General features: G+C 73.0%; 12 protein-coding genes and 1 tRNA gene. 2 read left to right on the top strand and 11 right to left on the bottom strand.

From position 1 onward, the window contains the following. Positions 1–48 precede the first annotated feature (48 nt). From ABZX65_RS33570 to ABZX65_RS33615, 10 genes are all read right to left on the bottom strand, one after another. Positions 49–1,353, bottom strand: a complete 1,305-nt coding sequence (locus ABZX65_RS33570; RefSeq protein WP_355348882.1) for an MFS transporter — start codon at positions 1,351–1,353, stop codon at positions 49–51. Then, positions 1,350–1,982, bottom strand: a complete 633-nt coding sequence (locus tag ABZX65_RS33575) for a helix-turn-helix domain-containing protein (RefSeq protein ID WP_355348885.1) — start codon at positions 1,980–1,982, stop codon at positions 1,350–1,352. Before ABZX65_RS33575 ends, ABZX65_RS33570 begins: the two co-directional genes overlap by 4 nt. Positions 1,983–1,998: 16 nt before the next feature. Then, positions 1,999–4,545, bottom strand: a complete 2,547-nt coding sequence (locus tag ABZX65_RS33580; protein WP_355348888.1) for a ComEC/Rec2 family competence protein — start codon at positions 4,543–4,545, stop codon at positions 1,999–2,001. After that, the gene (locus ABZX65_RS33585) at positions 4,542–5,510 is read right to left on the bottom strand and encodes a helix-hairpin-helix domain-containing protein (protein ID WP_355348891.1); all 969 of its coding nucleotides are present in this window, start codon (positions 5,508–5,510) and stop codon (positions 4,542–4,544) included. Before ABZX65_RS33585 ends, ABZX65_RS33580 begins: the two co-directional genes overlap by 4 nt. 246 nt (positions 5,511–5,756) lie before the next feature. Beyond that, entirely contained in the window at positions 5,757–6,602 is an 846-nt protein-coding gene (locus tag ABZX65_RS33590; protein ID WP_355348894.1) for a DegV family protein, read from the bottom strand. Positions 6,603–6,969: 367 nt separating this feature from the next. After that, the gene (locus ABZX65_RS33595) at positions 6,970–7,536 is read right to left on the bottom strand and encodes a hypothetical protein (protein ID WP_355348897.1); all 567 of its coding nucleotides are present in this window, start codon (positions 7,534–7,536) and stop codon (positions 6,970–6,972) included. Between the two features lie 161 nt (positions 7,537–7,697). Continuing rightward, entirely contained in the window at positions 7,698–10,565 is a 2,868-nt protein-coding gene (gene leuS, locus ABZX65_RS33600) for a leucine--tRNA ligase (protein ID WP_355348900.1), read from the bottom strand. Positions 10,566–10,929: 364 nt separating this feature from the next. Beyond that, positions 10,930–12,897, bottom strand: coding sequence for a S53 family peptidase (locus ABZX65_RS33605; RefSeq protein ID WP_355348903.1), 1,968 nt, complete (start codon positions 12,895–12,897; stop codon positions 10,930–10,932). 217 nt (positions 12,898–13,114) lie between these two features. Beyond that, a complete protein-coding gene (locus ABZX65_RS33610) occupies positions 13,115–14,902 on the bottom strand; it encodes a hypothetical protein (protein WP_355348906.1) in 1,788 nt (595 codons plus the stop codon). 215 nt (positions 14,903–15,117) lie between these two features. Next, a tRNA-Ala gene (locus tag ABZX65_RS33615) sits at positions 15,118–15,190 on the bottom strand. Positions 15,191–15,323: 133 nt separating this feature from the next. On the opposite strand from ABZX65_RS33615, the gene ABZX65_RS33620 reads away from it, so the two are divergent. Then, a complete protein-coding gene (locus ABZX65_RS33620) occupies positions 15,324–16,679 on the top strand; it encodes a glycosyltransferase 87 family protein (protein ID WP_355348909.1) in 1,356 nt (451 codons plus the stop codon). Positions 16,680–16,766: 87 nt separating this feature from the next. Further along, complete coding sequence (locus ABZX65_RS33625) at positions 16,767–17,855, top strand: alkene reductase (RefSeq protein ID WP_355348912.1); 1,089 nt, start codon at positions 16,767–16,769, stop codon at positions 17,853–17,855. Positions 17,856–17,880: 25 nt separating this feature from the next. On the opposite strand, the gene ABZX65_RS33630 is transcribed toward ABZX65_RS33625, so the two are convergent. Continuing rightward, a complete protein-coding gene (locus ABZX65_RS33630) occupies positions 17,881–18,546 on the bottom strand; it encodes a hypothetical protein (protein ID WP_355348915.1) in 666 nt (221 codons plus the stop codon). Positions 18,547–18,630: the final 84 nt, after the last annotated feature.

Here is an 18,630-nt window from a genome sequence, read left to right on the forward strand (position 1 = left end):
GCGGGGCGGGGTACGCGGGGCGGCCTGCGCGGGGCGGCGTGCGCGGGCCTACGTCGCTGCCGCCGTCTTCCGATCCGCCGCCGCTTCCGTCTCCGCTTGCGCTTCCGCCGCCGGGTCGGGCTCCTCGTCGGGGAGTTCGCGTATGCGCGGTATCGGCGAGGGCAGCAGCCACAGCACGCTGAGCAGGCCGCCGACGGTGGCGATCCACAGCGTCGGGCGCAGTCCGATCGCGCTGCCGAGGGTGCCGCCGACGAGCGCGCCGAGCGGGCGGACACCGTAGTTGACGGTGCGGAAGGCGCCGCTGACCCGTGAGCGCAGGGCGTCGGGTATGACGGCGCTCTGCAAGGAGCCGCTGGCGATGTCGAGCAGCATCAGGCCGAAGCCGGAAGCGAATTCGGCGGCGAAGAAGGCGGCGAGCAGCATCGGTGTCGGCCCGGTCGCCAACGGGATCAGGATCAGCGGCGCGGGGAACCCTATGAATCCCAGGACCAGGGTCGGCCCGACCCCGATCGACCGGGCGATCCGTCCGGTGAGCACCGCGCCGATCACGCTGCCGACCGCGCCGGCCCCGATGGCCATGCCCAACAGCCCCGCGTTCAGGCCGAGCTGTTCGACGGCGTAGAGGATCACCAGGGTGTGGAAGACGAAGTTGAAGAAGTTCACCGTCGCAGCCGCCGCCGCGAGCGGGCGCAGCACGCGGGAGCGGACGATGAAGCGCAGCCCCGCCGTGAAGTGCCCTTTGCGCGGCGGCGCGGCCGGTGGTTCCACCGGGTCTATCCGCGCGAGCAGCACGGCCGAGACCAGATACGAGCAGGCGTCGGCGAGCAGCGCGAGCGGTGCGGCGAGCACCTGCACGAGCAGGCCGCCGACGCTGGGGCCCGCCACGAACGAGAAGGCCCGGCTGCCGCTGGTCAGCGAATTGCCCCGCACATACTCCTCGGGGCGCACCAGCGACACGAACAGCGTGGCGTTGCAGACGTCGAAGACGACGGCGAGCGTGCCGACGGCGAAGGCGACCGCGTAGAGCTGCGCCAGGGTGAGTACCCCGAGGGCGTAACCCACCGGGAGCGAGACCATCAGGGCCGCCCTCAGCAGGTCGACGGCGATCATGGTCTGCCTGCGGCGACCGCGTCGGTCGGCCCAGGCCCCGGCCGGGAGCGAGAACAGCAGCGCGGGCAGCAGGCCCGCCATCGACAGCCAGCCCATCTGGGCCGCGTCGGCGTGCAGCACGAGGACGGCGGCGAGCGGAATGGCCAGGAAGGTGATCTGGTCGCCGAGCAGCGAGACGGTCTGGCCCGTCCAGTACCGCCGGAAGGGGCGCTGCCTGAGCAGTTCCGGCACCACGGCGCTCACCTCTCCTCGGGGTCGGGTTCCGGAGGGCGGCCGTCCTCGGGGTGCTCGGGGTGCTCGGGGTCGACGTAGCCGATCTGGAGGTAGGGCACCCGCCGGGCGCCCTCGGGGCGGCGGGCCGGGTCGTTGATCCGGTCGGCGTACCGGGCCAGGAGCGCGTCGATCTCCTCGCCGAGCGCGGTCAGTTCGTCGGGCGTCACATACAGGGACGTGTCCGTGAAGCGCTCGGCCTCCTGCCATTTCCGGGGCAGTGCGCCGCGCGTCTCGATGGCCCGCGTCATCCGGTGGAAGTAGTTCTCGGCGACGGCCACCGTCAGCGCCTCGGCCGCCGACGCGACCGCCGTGTCCTCGGAGTAGCCGGGCCAACTCGTGAACTCGGCCGTCGCCCGCCACGGCTTCTCCCGCCCGGGTCCTGGCGGTGCCTCTTCCACCAGGCCGTATTTGGCGAGTATCCGCAGGTGGTACGAGCAACTGGCGACGGATTCGCCGGTCAGCTCCGCCGCCCGCGTCGCCGTGAACGGCCCCTCGCGGCGGAGCAGCCCGACGAGTGACATCCGCGTGGGGTGCGCGTAGGCGCGCAGGGCGCGCGGGTCGGTGAGCTGGACCTTGGACTCCATCGGCTTGTCCTCCATGTATCTAAAGCTATCTTTAGAAAGCTTCCCTTACAAGCACTCCTTTACAAAGAATCCCTGCCCCCTTCCCGGCCACGCTCGTCCGCAGCTCCCCCCGCCCGTCCTCGGCCACCGCGATCGACCCGTCGGTGTCCGTCCGCAGCACCACCGCCCCCAGCGCCCGCAGCGCCGCGACCGTCCGGGCCGCCGGGTGACCGTAGGGGTTGTCCGCGCCGACCGAGATCACCGCGAGCCGCGGCCGCACCCGGTCGAACAGCTCCTCGTCCTGATACGCCGAACCGTGGTGCGCCACCTTCAGGACATCGACCCGCGGCAGATCCGGCGCCTGCGCCAACAGCCGCTCCTGCGCGGCCGGTTCCAGGTCGCCCATCAGCAGCAGCGTCAGACCTCCGGTGCGGACCAGCAGCGCCACACTGGCGTCGTTCGGCCCGTTGTCGGGCAGCGCCGCCGCACTGGGCGGCGGCCACAGCACCCGCCACTCCAGCGGGCCGAGACCGCGCCGCTCCCCCGCCGCCGCGAGCACCATCGGCACCCCGGCCGCCGCCGCTTCCCGCCGTACGGCCCCGGCCTGCCGCGGCGGCTCGCCCAGCACCGTCGTCTCGATCGCGCCCACCCTGCGGCCCCGCAGCACCCCCGGCAGACCGTCCACGTGGTCGGCGTGGAAGTGCGTCAGGATCAGCAGCGGCACGGAGGTGACGCGCAGATCGCGCAGGCAGCGGTCGACCTTGTCCGGCTCCGGCCCCGCGTCCACCACAACCGCCGCGCCCGGACCCGCCGACAGCGCCAGGGCGTCGCCCTGCCCGACGTCGCACATCGCGAACCGCCAGCCGCCCGGCGGCCAGCCCGCCACGAACCTCGGCAGCTCCACCGGCCGCACCAGCGCGAGCAGCAGCAGGAACGCGCACACCACGCACAGCCACGGCCTGCGCCGCAGCACCCCGCCGCCGACCACGACGGCCGCCGTCAGCACCGCCAGCAGCGCCGCGCCCGCCCAGCCGCCCGGCCAGGCGACCTCGGCGCCCGGCAGCGCGGCGCCGTGCCGGGCCACCGCCGCGATCCAGCCGGTCGGCCAGCCCGCGAGCCACGCCAGCGCGCGGGCGGCGGGCAACGCGACTGGGGCGAGCGCCAGTGCCCCGAACCCGAGGACCGTGGCCGGACCCACCGCCGGTTCCGCCAGCAGATTGCACGGCACCGCGACCAGGCTGAGGCGGGCCGACAGCAGCACGATCACCGGGCCGCACACCGCCTGCGCGGCCCCCGCCGCCGCCAGCGCCTCCGCCAGCCTCGGCGGCACCCCCCTGGCCCGTAACGCCTCGCTCCAGCGGGGCGCCAGCGTCAACAGCGCGCCCGTGGCGAGCACCGACAGCGCGAAGCCGTAGGAGCGGGCCAGCTCCGGCTCGTACAGCACCAGCAGCAGCACCGCCGCGGCCAGCGCCGGGAGCAGGGACCGGCGGCGGCCGGTGCCGATGGCCAGCAGCGTGATCAGCCCGCAGGCTGCGGCCCGCAACACGCTCGGGTCCGGTCGGCAGACCAGTACGAATCCGAGCGTCAGGCCCGTGCCGAGCAGCGCCGTCAGCCGGAGCGGCAGCCCCAAGGAGGCGGCCAGGCCCCGTCGTTCGGCCCTGATCGCCACACCCGGCGGTCCGATCAGCAGGATCAGGACGATCGTGAGGTTGCCTCCGGAGACGGCCGTGAGGTGGGTGAGGTCGGTGGCCCGGAAGGCAGCCTTCAGGTCGGGTGTGAGGCCCATGGTGTCGCCCACGACCAGCCCCGGCAGCAGCGCTCTGGCGTCCGCGGGCAGTGGGCGGCTCGCCTCCCGCAGGCCCGCGCGGAGTCGGCCCGCGACGCGCTGGGGCAGGCTCGGCGGTGTCAGGACGCGGGGCGGTCCCTGCGCCTTGAGCAGGGCGGCGGCCCTGTCCCCCGGCCGGTCCGCCGGGGCCAGCCGGGCCGTGACCGCGATCGTCGTGGAGGGCAGCAGCTTCAGCCACCGCCCGACGTCGCCCTCGGCCAGCACCACCACCGGCGTCCGGACGCGCGTGCCGCCGACCCGTAACGCCTCTCCCCCGACGACGGCCGTCCGTGGCGCCTGTGCGGCTCCCCGGACCCGTGGGCGGGCCTCCGTCGGGTCGCCTGTCACCCGCAGCTCGACCTCCGCCACCGCCCCGCGCTCGGCCATCCCCGCCACCGGCCCCCGATACCGGTCCGCCTCCCCGAGCACGGCCGCGCCCGCCCCCACCGCCCCGCACAGCACCACCGCCGCCAGCGCCGCCCCCAACTCCCGCCGCCCGCCGCCCCTCACGCCTGCCGCCATCAACAGCGCCGCGCCCGCGAGGAGCGCCGCCAGCACCACCCCGATCCCGACGCGCGTCCCCAGTCCCGGCCCGACCGCCGCCCCGCCCCACGCCGCGACCGCGGGGCACACCAACCGCCAATCCGGCGGTCCCTCCTGCCGTGGGTTCGCGGCCCCGAGCCGCGAAGCCGCCGCCGCGTGCACAGCGGCCCGCTCGCTCGCCGCGGGCCCAGCGCCCTCCGGGTCGTCGCTGCCGGGCACGGGGCGGGTCATGGGTGGACCAGGGGCTTGAGGGTGGTGAATTTGCGGTCACCGATGCCGGGGACTTGGCGCAGTTGGTCGACGGAGGTGAAGGAGCCGTGCTGGGTGCGGAAGTCGAGGATGTGCTGGGCGAGGACGGGGCCGACGCCGGGCAGGGCGTCGAGTTGGGCGGCGGTGGCGGAGTTGAGGCTGACCGGGGAGGCGGGGGCGGCGGCTGCGGGGTCGCCGGGATCGGCCGGGGCACCGGGGGCCGGGGCGATGCCGACCAGGATCTGTTCGCCGTCCGTGAGGGGGCGGGCGAGGTTGAGGGTGCTGGTGTCCGTGCCGGGGAGGGCGCCGCCGGCGGCGGAGAGGGCGTCGGCGACGCGCGAGCCGGAAGGAAGCCGCCGTAGCCCCGGCTTGGCGACCTTGCCCGCGATGTCCACGGTGAGTTTCGGCGCGGGGGTGGTCGTGGCCGCCGACGCCATGGCCGAGGCGCCCACGGCCGTCAGCGGCCTCCCCGACGACGACAGCGGCGGCGGCACCGCGATCGTCCGGGGACGGCCCGCCACGAAGTGCTGCACCGCGAGGCCACCCGCGATGACCAGTACGGCCACCAACGCCAGCACCGTCTTGAACTCCAGCCCGCAGCGGACGAAGAGCCAGGTGCGCAGGCGTCGTACCGGACCGGTCGGTTCCTCGGCCACCGCGGGCCGCTCGGACAGAGGCAGCGGCAGCGGCAGCGGCTCAGGCGAGGGCTTGGCCGAGAGCGCAGGCGTGGACTCAGGCGAGGGCTCAGGCGTGGACTCAGGCGTGGACTCAGGCGACGGCCCCGACCGTTCCGGTGGTTCCGACCGCGCCCCCGGCGGCCCTTCCCGCGCGCCGCGCTCCACCGCCGTACCGAACAGCGCGGCGGCGCGTTCGCGCACCTCGGCCGGGTCGGGGCCGGACTTTCGTCGCGGACGGATGGCGGTGCGGATCGGTTCCAGAGAGTTCATGGGTCCGATGCTGGACCCGATCACCGCCGATAGATGATCTTGGTCTGAATCTGTGGACAACTCGGCGATTGTGGATAACTCCGTCACCCGTGAGGGTGATTCAGGCCCCCGGCCGACGGCCCCGCCGACCGCTCACACCGCGCGCACCGCGCAGGCCGCGCACCTCGCAGGCCGCGCACACCGCTCACACCGCGCAGGTCGCCCACGCCGCCGAAGCCCCATGCCCCCAACGGGCACCCACCCCGCTCAGTGCGGCGAGATGACGACCCCGAGCAGCCCCGGCCCGGTGTGCGCGCCGATCACCGCGCCCACCTCGCTGACCACCAGGTCGTCGAGGCCCGGCACCCGCTCCCGCAGCCGGTCCGCGAGGGCCGCCGCGCGGTCGGCGGAGGCGAGGTGGTGGACGGCGAGGGTCACCCGGCGGGTGCCCGCCTGCTCGACGACGATCTCCTCCAGCCGGGTGATCGCCTTGGAGGCCGTCCTGACCTTCTCCATCAGCTCGATCCGGCCGTCGACGAGGCGCAGCAGCGGCTTCACGGCGAGAGCGGAACCGAACAGCGCCTGGGCGGCGCCGATCCGGCCGCCCCGGCGCAGATAGTCGAGCGTGTCGACGTAGAAGTACGCGGAGGTGGCGTCGGCCCGCTTCTCGGCGGCGGCGACGATATCGTCCGGGGTGCCGCCCGCTTCCGCCGTCTCGGCCGCCGCGAGGACGGTGAAGCCGAGCGCCATCGCGACCATTCCGGTGTCGACCACCCGCACCGGTACCGCCGCCTCCTTCGCCGCGAGCAGCGCCGCGTCGTAGGTGCCGGAGAACTCGCCGGACAGGTGGAGCGAGACGATCGCCTCCGCGCCCGCGTCGGCGACGGCCTCGTAGACGGCGGCGAATTCGGCCGGGGACGGGCGGGAGGTGGTGACCGGATGTCGCCGCTGGAGGGCTCGTGCCACGGCGGGGGCGGAGATTTCGGTGCCCTCTTCGAGGGCTTCGTCGCCGATGACCACGGTGAGCGGCACGACGGAGATGTTGTGCCGGCGCACGGCCTCGGGGTGGAGGTAGGCCGTGGAATCCGTGACGATGGCGACATGCGGGGACATGACGGGGAGGTTACCGGTGCGCAGGTCGGGGCGGTACTCGGGCCCTCACTGCCGGGCGGGCCGGTCTCCCCCGGCTGCCGCGGGCAGTGCCCCCACAAACGCCTGACGGGCTGATGGTTCGCTTCTGGCGCCCCGCCCCAGCCCCGGGGCCCGCCCGCACACGCCGGACGGGCTGACACGTCGCCTCCGGCACCCCCGCCAGGCTCGGGCTTCGGCCGCACACGCCGAACGGGCCGCATTCGGCTTCTGGCGGCCCGCCAAAAAGGCTCACCCCTGGCGGCCCTCCGAGGGCTCACGCCTGCCACAACCGCCAACGGCTCACCCCTGACACCCCGCCAGGCTCACCCCTCGCACCCCGCCAAAGGGCCTACTCCGCAGTCGGGCTCAGCTTCGGCGGAGCCGCAGGCTCCCAGTGGCGGAGGGCGGCCGATTCGATGTCGATCTGGTGGCGGAGGGCGGTGAGGTCGTCGGAGGCGAACTGGTGGGCGCGGTCCTGGGCGGCCCAGCGCAGGGAGTCCGCGGAGTGGGTGATGCGGTGGGCGCGGGTGGAGAGGTCGGGGAGAAGCGCGGCGAGGCGGGCGCGGTCGGGCTCGCGCTCCAGGAGGGCCAGCTCGCGGTCGAGGGTGCGGGCGTGGTCGTTGAGGCGGGCCATGAGACCGGCGGCCTCCGTCAGCGACGGGTCGTGTTCGAGGGCGCGGAAGGTGCTGTCGATGGCGGTGCGCAGGTCGATACGGAGCTGCGCGACCTGGCCCGCGGGGCCAGTCGTGGTGTAGCGGCGGGCCTTGAGCTGGGTGTCCTCGATGGCGCGGCGCGCCTGGGCCGAGGCGCGGGCGACACCGCGGCGCGCGGCGCGCACGGTCTTGACGGTGGCCACGACCCCGAGCGTGACGAAGGCGAGGAAGAGCACCAGGACGACGAAGCCTGCGATTTCCACGGGCGCTCTCCTCCAACCTCGAACGGCGGACACTCCACCATCCACCGTAGACGTCTCCACCGTAAACGGGAGGGGCAGGCCGCGGGATCCGGCCGATCCCCCAACCTGCCCCTTAAGGGTCGCGCTCCGCGAGGCGGCGCCCCTGCGAAGAAGCCGCGGCCTCACACCACGATGTTGACCAGCTTCGGCGCCCGCACGATCACCTTGCGCACCGCCGCACCGCCCAGCGCCGCGACGACGGCCGGGTCGGCCAGCGCCCGGGCCTCCAGCTCGGTGTCGGAAATGGTCGGAGGAACCTCCAACCGTGCCCTGACCTTGCCCTTGATCTGGACGACGCACACGACGGCCTCGTCCTGCGCCAGGGCGGGGTCGGCGACCGGGAAGGGCTCGTGCACCAGGGAGGAGGTGTGGCCCAGCCTGCTCCACAGCTCCTCGGCGATGTGCGGCGCCAGGGGCGCGATCAGCAGCACCAGGGGCTCGGCGATGGCGCGCGGCACGGGGCCGCCCGTCTTCGTCAGGTGGTTGTTCAGTTCGGTGATCTTGGCGATGGCGGTGTTGAAGCGCAGGCCCGCCATGTCGCCGGTGACACCGTCGATCGCCTTGTGCAGCGCGCGCAGCGTGGCCTCGTCGGGCTCGGCCTCGGAGACGGTCACCGCGCCGGTGGCCTCGTCCACGACATTGCGCCACAGGCGCTGCAACAGCCGGTACTGGCCGACGACCGCGCGGGTGTCCCAGGGGCGGGAGACGTCCAGCGGGCCCATCGCCATCTCGTACAGGCGCAGGGTGTCGGCGCCGTATTCGGCGCAGATCTCGTCGGGCGTCACGGCGTTCTTCAGGGACTTGCCCATCTTGCCCAGCACACGGCTGACGGGCTCGCCCTGGTAGAACCAGCCGCCGTCCCGCTCCTCGACCTCGACGGCGGGCACCGCGATGCCGCGCGCGTCACGGTAGACGAACGCCTGGATCATGCCCTGGTTGAACAGCCGGTGGAACGGCTCCACGGACGAGACGTGGCCCAGGTCGTGCAGCACCTTGTGCCAGAAACGGGCGTACAGCAGGTGCAGCACCGCGTGCTCGGCGCCGCCGACGTACAGGTCGACGCCGCCCGCGGGCTGCCCCTCGCGCGGGCCCATCCAGTACTGCTCGATGGCCGGGTCGACCAGCCGCTCGCTGTTGTGCGGGTCCAGATAGCGCAGCTCGTACCAGCAGGAACCGGCCCAGTTGGGCATGGTGTTGGTCTCGCGGCGGTACGTGCGGACGCCGTCGCCCAGGTCCAGCTCGACCGTCACCCAGTCCTCGTTGCGCGACAGCGGCGGCTCCGGGGAGGTGTCCGCGTCGTCGGGGTCGAAGGTGCGGGGGCTGTAGTCGTCGACCTCGGGCAGGGCGACGGGCAGCATCGAGTCGGGCAGCGCGTGCACGACGCCGTCCTCGTCGTAGACGACGGGGAAGGGCTCGCCCCAGTAGCGCTGACGGCTGAACAGCCAGTCGCGCAGCCGGTAGTTGACGGTGCCCTCGCCGATGCCGCGCTCGGCCAGCCAGGCGGTGATCACGGCCTTCGCCTCGACCACGCCCAGGCCGTCCAGGGACACCCCGGACCCGGCCGAGTTGACGATCGTCGCGTCGTACGACCCGAAGGCGTCGTCCCACTGGGCAGGGTCGGTGCCGCGGCCGTCGGTGGGGGCCACGACACAGCGCATCGGCAGTTCGAAGGCGCGGGCGAAGGCGAAGTCGCGGGTGTCGTGGGCGGGCACGGCCATGATGGCGCCGGTGCCGTAGCCCATCAGCACGTAGTCCGCGATGAAGACGGGGACATTTTCACCGCTGACGGGGTTTACGGCGAAGGCGCCGGTAAAGACGCCGGTCTTCTCCTTGGCGTCGGCCTGCCGCTCCACGTCGGACTTCGAGGAGGCGAATTTGCGGTAGGCGGCGACGGCCTCCGCGGGCGTGGCGTGGCCGCCGGTCCACACCTGGTGGGTGCCCTCGGGCCAGGCGTCGGGGACGATCGCGTCCACCAGGTCGTGCTCGGGGGCCAGCACCATATAGGTGGCGCCGAACAGCGTGTCCTGACGGGTGGTGAAGACCGTGATCGGGCGGTCGGCGCCGGCCACGGGGAAGTCGACGCGCGCGCCTTCGCTGCGCCCGATCCAGTTGCGCTGCTGCTGCTTGATGGCCTCGGGCCAGTCCAGCAGGTCCAGGTCGTCCAGCAGCCGGTCGGCGTACGCGGTGATGCGCATCATCCACTGGCGCAGGTTGGCCTTGAAGACGGGGAAGTTGCCGCGCTCGGAACGGCCGTCGGCGGTGACCTCCTCGTTGGCCAGCACGGTGCCCAGTCCGGGGCACCAGTTGACCGGCGACTGGGCGACGTACGCCAGCCGGTGGCTGTCCAGGACACCGGCGCGCTCGGCGACGGTCAGCTCCGCCCACGCGCGGCCGTCGGGGGTCGCGCGGACGCCGCCCTCGTACTGCTCGACCAGCTCGCTGATCGGGCGGGCGCGGGCGGCCTCCTCGTCGTACCAGGAGTTGAAGATCCGCAGGAAGATCCACTGGGTCCAGCGGTAGTACTCCGGGTCGATCGTGGCGAAGGAGCGGCGCTTGTCGTGGCCCAGGCCCAGCCGCCGCAGTTGCGCCGTCATCGTGACGATGTTGGCCTCGGTGGTGACCCGCGGGTGGGTGCCGGTCTGTACGGCGTACTGCTCGGCGGGCAGGCCGAAGGCGTCGAAGCCCAGGGTGTGCAGCACATTGTGGCCGGTCATCCGCTGGTGGCGGGCGTAGACGTCGGTCGCGATGTAGCCCAGCGGGTGGCCGACGTGCAGTCCCGCACCCGAGGGGTACGGGAACATGTCCATGATGAATTTCTTGGGGCGCGCGGCCGTCTCGGGGTCGCCGTCCAGGTCGCCGCTGGGGTTCGGCGCCTCGTAGGTGCCGTGGGCCTGCCAGAAGTCCTGCCAGCGGCCCTCGATGTCCGCGGCCAGTTCGGCCGTGTAGCGGTGGGGCGCAGCCGTCTCGGCGGCCGGGGTGATCTCGCTCATCGTCCTCGGTACTCCATCGATGTCTTGACGGCTGCGGCCCGGAAGCCTGCTGCCCGTCGCTGCCTGCGGAAACAAAAAAGCCCCTCGCGCAGGAGGGGTGCCGCACTGACGGGGTTCTCGGTCAGCGCGGCTCGCTAAGCAGGAGGCTCACAGCTCGCATGGCATCAGGTTACCGCAGCGGGGGCGGGGCCCGCACCGAGGATCGCTCCCCGGTACGGGCCCCGCTTCACCGCGTCCGAAACGCTTCCGAAGCGCGTCCGCACGCCTCGGATCCGCGCCGGATCGGCGTAGAACCATGTCCGAAACGCGGAGGCGCGTCGGACCAGAACCGCGTCACACCGTTCTCAGAACCGCGTCACACCGTTCAGTGCTTGCCGTTCTTCTTCGGCGGCAGGTACGACTTCACGTAGTCGGCACCCGGGGTGCCGACGCCGGTGACGTCGTCGTAGCCGACCGTGGCGTGCAGCGACGCGTCCGCACCGAGGGTACGGAGCGAGGTGATCGTGCCGTCCGAGGCGTCGAAGGCGTTCGCGAAGTCGACACGCACGACGGCGAGACCCTGGCCCTGGCCCAGCGGGTGGTCGGTCACGTCGTGGTACGCGGACGTGCCGTACTTGTTGTAGATGAGCGGGTTGGCGAAGCCGATCGCGATGCCGTTACGGGCCTGCTGCGACAGCGCCTGGACGCCCGCGATCACCGGCGCGGCGAGCGAGGTGCCGCCGATCCGGTACTCGCTGTACTGGAGCGACCCGTCGGGGAAGGTCTGGGTCTGACCGACGAGGAAGCCGGTGTTCGGGTCGGCGACCGCGGCGATGTCGGGCTCGACACGCTGCTTGACGGTGCCGCCGTTGGCGAGCGCCAGCGAGTCGGGGACGACGCCGCGCTGGTAGTACGGCTGCGCGTACAGCTTGCTGGTGCCGCCGCCCGCGCCCGAGGTGTACGGGCCGGGGAAGCCCACCCAGGACTTGCCGTCGGCCGACAGCGGGGCGCGCTCGGTGCCCCAGCCGGTCTCCCACTTGTACTTGTCGTTCTTGCCGACCGCCAGCGAGGTGCCGCCGACGGAGGTGGCCCAGTCGGAGTTTCCGGGGGTGTCGGCCTGCTTCACACCGGTGGAGGCGACGTTGTCGCCGTTGTCACCGGAGGAGAAGTAGAAGCCGATGCCCTCGACAGCGCCCTGCTGGAAGACCTGGTCGTAGGCCGCGGCCACGTCCGGGGTCTCGTTGGCCTCGACGTCGCCCCACGAGTTGGAGACGATGTCGGCCAGGTGGCCGTCCACGACCTTGTTGAGCGTGTCGAGGAAGTCGTCGTCGTAGCAGGAGGCCGCGCCGAGGTAGACGATGTTCGCGTCGGGGGCGACCGCGTGCACGGCCTCGACGTCGAGCGTCTCCTCGCCGTACCAGCCGGACGCGCCGCACTCGTCGGTGTTGGTGAACTCGCTCGGCAGGACCTGCGAGAGCTGGCCCTTCTTGTACTTCTGGTCGCCGTTGCGCTTGGCGTACTGCGAGGCGTCGGCGGCGATGGTCGGCGAGGCGTACGCGTCGGTGATGGCCACCGTCACGCCCTTGCCGGTGTACTTGCCGGCGCCGTACGCGGCACGGAGCTGCTCACCGGTGTAGCCCTTGATCGCGTAAGGCGCCTTGGTGCCGTACGCGTTGGGGAGCTTGTTGTTGGTGTTCGAGCCGAAGTACGTGGAGAAGGGTCCGGCGTTCTTGAAGACCGCGTCCGGAGGCGGCAGCGTGTCGTCGTGGCTGGACTTCTTGGGTGCGTTGTCCAGGCCGGTGACGGTCAGCACCGCGCCCTTGAGCGAGGCGGGCGCGGACGCCGTGGTCGCCGGGGCGTGGTAAGTGTGGCCCGCCTTGGAGTAGTTGTGGAGCTGGGTGCCGAAAGCCTTCTCCGCGGCGGCCACGTCACCGGTCACGGCGATGTAGTGCTGGGAGGTCGCGGTCACCTTCAGGCCGGAGGACTTCAGCCAGTCGGTGACCTCGGCTATCTGGGCCTTCGTCGCACCGTAGCGCGACTGGGTCTGCGCGGTGGTCAGATAGTGACCGTAGTCAGCCGAGTTCGGATCCGAGACGGACTTGGCGTAGGCCGCGAGGCCCTTCGCGTCCCGTCCGGCCAGATAGACGCGGACGGACACCTTGCCGGTGTTCGCGGTCGCGCCCTTGTCTGCCTGGGTGGTGGCCCACTGCGGCTTGGTGCCGGAGAGGAGTTGGCGTCCGCTGGGCTGGTCGGCCGTGGCGGACTGGGTGCCAAGCGCGAGCGCGCCGGCGACCAGGGGCAGCGCGGCGGCCGCCACCAGTCCCACACGCGTTCTCTTGCGCTCAAATCTCATGAAACCCCCATGCGAAGCGAGTTGTCGCGAAGTGCGGTGTCGCCGCTATCCGTACGGCTCGTACCGCAGAGCGACACTCTTTCGCTGATCGGTTCATGTCAGGGGCATGGTTTTCCCAAGAGCGGGTCAAGGAACGGTAGCCACCGCCCGTCGTGCGTATGGCCGTTCAGGTCGCGTGCCCGATCGGGCACGGGGCCCGTCGGGGCCGCCCGCCCGGTCAGGCGGGGTGCTCGTCCAGCTTCTGGAACAGCCGGTGGAAGCGCAAGGTCGATCCCGCGGGAACGTCGGGAAGTTCACGCGACCGCAATCGCCAGGCGGCCACGACCGCGGCCGTCAACTCCGTACGGCAGGTGTCGCGGTCCATCTCCGGCACGCCCTGACTCTTGGCGTAGGAGCGGTACATGACCATGTCCCGCTCGGTACGCGGGCTGACCGGCCAGCCGCGCAGCAGCGTCTCGACCGCGCGCACCCCGCGCGCGAACCGCTCGTCCCCGGTGCGCGCGGCGAGCGCCTTGAACCCCGGTACGAAACCGGCCATCCGCCACTCGACGTCCCGCTCGTCGCGCAGCGGATCGGCCCACGCCAGATCGGCCAGCGACACCGCGGTGAGCCAGCAGGCGATCTCGGGGCGGCCGGACTTGCCCTCCGCGATCGACCACTCGTAGAAGAACCGCCGGGCCGCCTCACGGGAGTTGACCATCGTACGGATCCGGCCGACATGCTCCTGCGCGACCGCCGTCAGCTCGTCGTTCATGGCGTTGTGCCGCAGCACCACGACGAGGTTGACCACCCGGCGCAGGTCGTCGGGCTCCTCCTCCACGGCCGCGCGGGCGGAGCCGATCGCGTACTCGGGCGAGCTGCTCAGCTTCTGCGACATGTACCGGAACTCCTTGGCGTCCAGGCCGCTTCCGGGCCGGGTCGCCACGCGGATGCCGACGCGGGTCAGGCGCGCGTAGATGTCCTTCATGTCGACGCCGAGGCTGCGGGCGACGCGCAGCGCCGACTCGGCGACCGCGCGGTGCCTGACGAGCAGCCGGTCGCCCGCGCGGGCCGCCGCCGCCTCCTCGCCGAGCGGGATGACGATCTCCTCCTCGACCCGGCTCACGTCGATGTTGAGCGCCTCGGCGAGCAGCCGCGGCGACATCTCCCGCACATTGATGCCGTGCAGGGCGGCGATCATGAAGAAGGCGTACGCGAGCGTGCGGCCGTTGCTCAACGGGTAGTGGACCAGGCGTCCGAGCATCTGCTGCACATGGCCGTCCAGCCGGTCGCCGACGCGGACCCGGAGCATGCCGCCGAGCAGCGCGCCGTCCTCCAGGCTGGCCTCCTCGCCGCGGACCGCCGCGAGCAGCGCCGCCACGCGGTCCTCGACCTGGTTGTACGAGGCGAGCTGGCCGAGCGCCTGCGACCGCGTCCACGCCTCAACGATCTCCCGCGCGTCCACGCCGTCCTTGCCGAGGCCGCGCAGGGCGATCCGCTTCGGCGTGACGTTCAGCGTGTTCCACGGCAGCGAGTCGGCCCTGACGGCCCGCCAGTCGGTGTCCCGCGCGGCCAGCAGGAAGTGCAGGTCCGAGCGGCCCTCAAGCCGCCGCAGGACGTCGAAGCAGCCGGTCGCGATCTTCTCCGCGTCGTCCGAGACGAAGAGCGTGTTGCGGTCCGGGTCCAGCTCCGCGATCCACTTCAGGTCCAGGGTGTCGCCGGAGTCCCGCCAGTACACCCGCCAGTCCTCGTGGCTGCTCGCGAGATCGACGGCGACCTGCCGGATCAGCGTCGACTTGCCCTCGCCGCTGGGGCCCACCACCAGGTGCACGGTGCTCGCCGAGCCGCGCTCGTACAGCAGATTCCCGGTGATACGCGAGACCGCCTCGCGGCGCGGCACGTCCGCCAGCACCGTCTCCCAGGTCGGCAGGGCACCGTCGAAGTAGCGGACCAGACTCTCCCGCGAGGCCTCGCGCCGACCGGCGAGGAACTCACGGTCGATCAACTGCCAGTCCAGCTGGTCCAAGAGGTCTCTCCCCCGTCGCTTCCGCCCTGTGCGCCCAGGGTAGTTGACCAGCCGTCAGGCCGGTCGGGTGACGGATCCCGCGGCCGGTCAGAACAGACCGGGCCCGCGGCCGGTCCGAAGCCGCGCCCCGCGGGCGCCGCAGGAGCCGGCCGCCGCGCAACGGAAAAGAGCGAGATCCGTCCGCCTTCTGCGGACAGGTCTCGCTCTCTCACTCGTGGAGCTACGGGGAATTGAACCCCGGACCTCTTGCATGCCATGCAAGCGCTCTACCAACTGAGCTACAGCCCCGCGTGGTGTCGGGCGGTGGGCCCGGCGACTCGGGATACATTACACGGCCGCGGGCCGGGACCGCCAACTCGTTTCCGGCCGGTGGCGGGCCTCCGACCTCGGGGTTCTGTGACGGCGGGAGGAGCGTGGTGGCGTGGGCGCGGTACGGCGGCGGCGGGCGGCGGTGACCGCGGCCGGGGTCGGCTGCCTCGCGTCCTTCGCCGGATTCTGGGCGGCGCAGCGCGGCGCGCACGTGTCGATGATCGACCTCATGGTGTACCGGGCCGAGGGCCTGACGGTACGCGGCGGCGGTGACCTGTACGCGATGCGCGCGACGTACGCGCGGCTGCCGACGACGTATCCGCCGTTCGCCGCGCTGCTGTTCGTGCCGCTGACGTGGCTGCGGCCCGGGGCGATGCGGACGGCGGCGACGGCCGGGAATCTGCTGCTGCTGGTGGCGCTGGTCGCGCTGTCGCTGCGGCTGGCCGGCCGTCCGGTACGCGCGCCGCGGGCCGCGGCGGTGCTCGCCGTGGCCGCGGCGGCGGTGTGGTGCGAGCCGGTGTGGACGACCCTGCGCTACGGGCAGGTCAATCTGCTGCTCGCGGTGCTGGTGCTGTGGGACCTGACCCGCCCTGCCGCGCACCGCTGGGCGGGGGCCGGGATCGGGATCGCCGCCGGGATCAAGCTGACGCCCGCGCTCTTCGCCGTCTTCCTGGCCGTGGCGGGGGCGGCGGCGCTGCGCCGGGAGGGAAGCGGCGCGCCCTATGTGCGGCGCGCGCTGGTGGCGGGCGGCACCTTCGCCGGTACGGTCGCGGTCGCGGCGCTCGCGCTGCCGTACGACTCGCGGCGGTTCTGGACCGGGGTGGTGCTCGCGCCGGACCGGGTCGGCTTCGGCGAGGACACCGCCAATCAGTCGTTGCGCGGGGTGGTCGCCCGGTTCCAGCACACCGGGGACCCGGGGACGGTCTGGCTGGCGGGCGCCGCCGTGGCGGGTCTGGCCGGGCTCGCGGTGGCCGTCGCGGCGCTGCTGGCCGGGGACCGGCTGCCGTACGGGCCCGCGTGGGCGGCGGTGGCCTGCGCCATGACGGCGCTGCTGGTCAGTCCGGTGTCGTGGTCGCACCACTGGGTGTGGGCGGTGCCGATACTGGTGCTGCTCGGCTCCGAGGCGTTGCGCCGCGGGGACTGGCGGTGGGCGGCCGGGACGGCCGCGGCCTGCGGTCTCTTCTGCTCCTTCGCGCTGTGGGCGGTGCCGCACGGCCCCGGACGGCTGGAGCTGCGGCAGAGCGGGCCGCAGATACTGCTGTCGGCCGGTTATCCGCTGGCGGCCGTGGCGTTCCTGGCGCTGGCGGGCACGCTGGCCGTCCGCGCGCTGTACACCATGCCCTCCAGGCGCGTGTCAACCGCCGAAAGCCGTCGTCCGGCGCCGATTCCGGAGGCGGCTCCCGACCCCGCGCCGCCCCTGGTCACGGCGCCCGCCCCCGCCCCGGCCGCTCCGGCCGGAAGTTCATGAATCCTCAACATTTCCGGGGCGGATCCGCGGTTACGGTGGCTTTCGGCCGACTACGAGCCCCGCCGCCGGACGAGCCTGGAGACCGCTTTGACCACCGCGTTCGACCCCCTCGACCTCGGCGGTGTGCGGCTGCCGAACCGTATCGTCATGGCACCGATGACCCGCAGCAGGGCGTACGGTCCCGGACTCGCCCCGACCGACGCCGCCGTGCGCTACTACGCGCAGCGCGCCTCCGCCGGGCTGATCGTCACCGAGGGCGCCCAGCCCTCCCCCGTCGGCCAGGGCTATCCCGACACTCCCGGTCTGCACAGCGACGAGCAGATCGCCGCCTGGCGCCGGGTCACCGACGCCGTGCACGCGGCGGGCGGCCGGATCTTCGCGCAGCTCATGCACACCGGCCGGATCGGCCACCCCTCCCTGCTGCCCGACGGCCTCGTACCGGTCGGCGCCTCGGCCGTCGCCGCCCAGGGCACGGTCTACACGCGGGACGGGCCGAAGGAGTTCGTCGTCCCCGAGGAGCTGACCGAGGACGGCATCCGGCAGACCGTGGCCGACCACGCCGCCGCGGCCCGCAACGCGATCACGGCGGGCTTCGACGGCGTCGAGGTGCACGCGGCCAACGGCTATCTCGCGCACCAGTTCCTAGCGCCCAACTCCAATGTCCGCACCGACGACTGGGGCGGCTCCCCCGAGCGCCGGATACGGTTCGCGGTCGAGCTGGTCACGGCGGTGGCCGGGGCGATCGGCGCCGACCGTACGGGCCTGCGCGTCTCGCCCGGCAATCCGCTCGGCGACCTCCACGAGCCGGAGCCGGGACCGACGTATGTCGCGCTGGTCCAGGCGATCGAAGCGGTCGGCCCCGCGTATCTGCACCTCATCGAGAACGACGACCGGGCGCTCACCCTGGAGCTGCGCAAACGCTTCTCCGGCGCCCTCATCCTCAACGCCCGTACGGTCGGCCGCCCTTCGGGCCCGGAGGAGCTGGCGCTGATCGAGGACGGCACCGCCGACATGCTCTCGTACGGCGCACTCTTCCTCGCCAACCCCGACCTGCCGCGCAGGCTCCGCGCGGGCGGACCGTTCAACACCCCGGACCGGGCCACGTATTACGGCGGCGACGAGCGCGGCTACACCGACTACCCGTTCCTGGACGCGGAGGCCGCGCAGGACGCGTAGGACGCACCGGCACAGGCCCCGTGCCTCAGGCCCGGCGCCGCCCGCTCCGCCGCCACTCGACCGCGGCCACGGCGCCGACCGACGACACCGCCGCCATGGCCGCCGACGTCACGGCGTAGGCGTGGGCCGAGGGGTGGGCGCCGGGCAGGTCGAGCCGGTTGAGGTAGAGCGTGCCGAGGGTGGCGACGCCGAGGAGCTGGCCGAGCTGGGTGACGGTGGCGAGCAGGCCGCTGGCCTCCGCCGCGTCGCGCGGCGCGACCTTGCCGAGCGCCAGGGTGAGCGTCGGGCTGAAGGCGAGACCGAGTCCGGTGCACAGGGGCAGCAGCGTGCCGTAGAGCAGCGCCCCGCCGTGGCCGCCGCCGTGCAGCGCGAGCCCGAGGCCCGCGAAGGACCCGGCCGCGACCAGCAGGCCCGCCGGGGCGAGCCACGGCCGCCAGGACACCGGCAGCCGACGCCAGTTGAGGCCGACGGCGCCGAAGGCGACCGCGCAGGTCGCGAAGGTCAGACCGGTGCGCAGCGCGCTGTCGCCGAGGCCCGACTGAAGGTGCAGGGCGATGGCGAAGAGGAAACCCGCGTTGGCCGCCATCGTCAGCGAGATCACCGTCACCGCGCGTGGCATGTCCGGCGCCCGCAGCACACGCGCGGACACCAGCGGGGCGCCGCCGCGCCGGGCGAGCCGCGCTTCGAGCACCGTGAAGCGCGAAGAGCAGCACGCTCAGGCCCAGCGAGAACCAGCCCCACAGCGGCCAGCCCTCCTCCTGCCCGAGGACGAGCG

Origin of the sequence: Streptomyces sp. NPDC003300 (genome assembly GCF_040610915.1) — a bacterium.
Classification (GTDB): domain Bacteria; phylum Actinomycetota; class Actinomycetes; order Streptomycetales; family Streptomycetaceae; genus Actinacidiphila.

Excerpts from the sequence above, each read along its gene's own strand:
- ABZX65_RS33575 (WP_355348885.1), bottom strand. The coding sequence starts at position 1,982 with ATGGAGGACAAGCCGATGGAGTCCAAGGTCCAGCTCACCGACCCGCGC.
- ABZX65_RS33580 (WP_355348888.1), bottom strand. The coding sequence starts at position 4,545 with ATGACCCGCCCCGTGCCCGGCAGCGACGACCCGGAGGGCGCTGGGCCC.
- ABZX65_RS33585 (WP_355348891.1), bottom strand. The coding sequence starts at position 5,510 with ATGAACTCTCTGGAACCGATCCGCACCGCCATCCGTCCGCGACGAAAG.
- ABZX65_RS33590 (WP_355348894.1), bottom strand. The coding sequence starts at position 6,602 with ATGTCCCCGCATGTCGCCATCGTCACGGATTCCACGGCCTACCTCCAC.
- leuS (WP_355348900.1), bottom strand. The coding sequence starts at position 10,565 with ATGAGCGAGATCACCCCGGCCGCCGAGACGGCTGCGCCCCACCGCTAC.
- ABZX65_RS33605 (WP_355348903.1), bottom strand. The coding sequence starts at position 12,897 with ATGAGATTTGAGCGCAAGAGAACGCGTGTGGGACTGGTGGCGGCCGCC.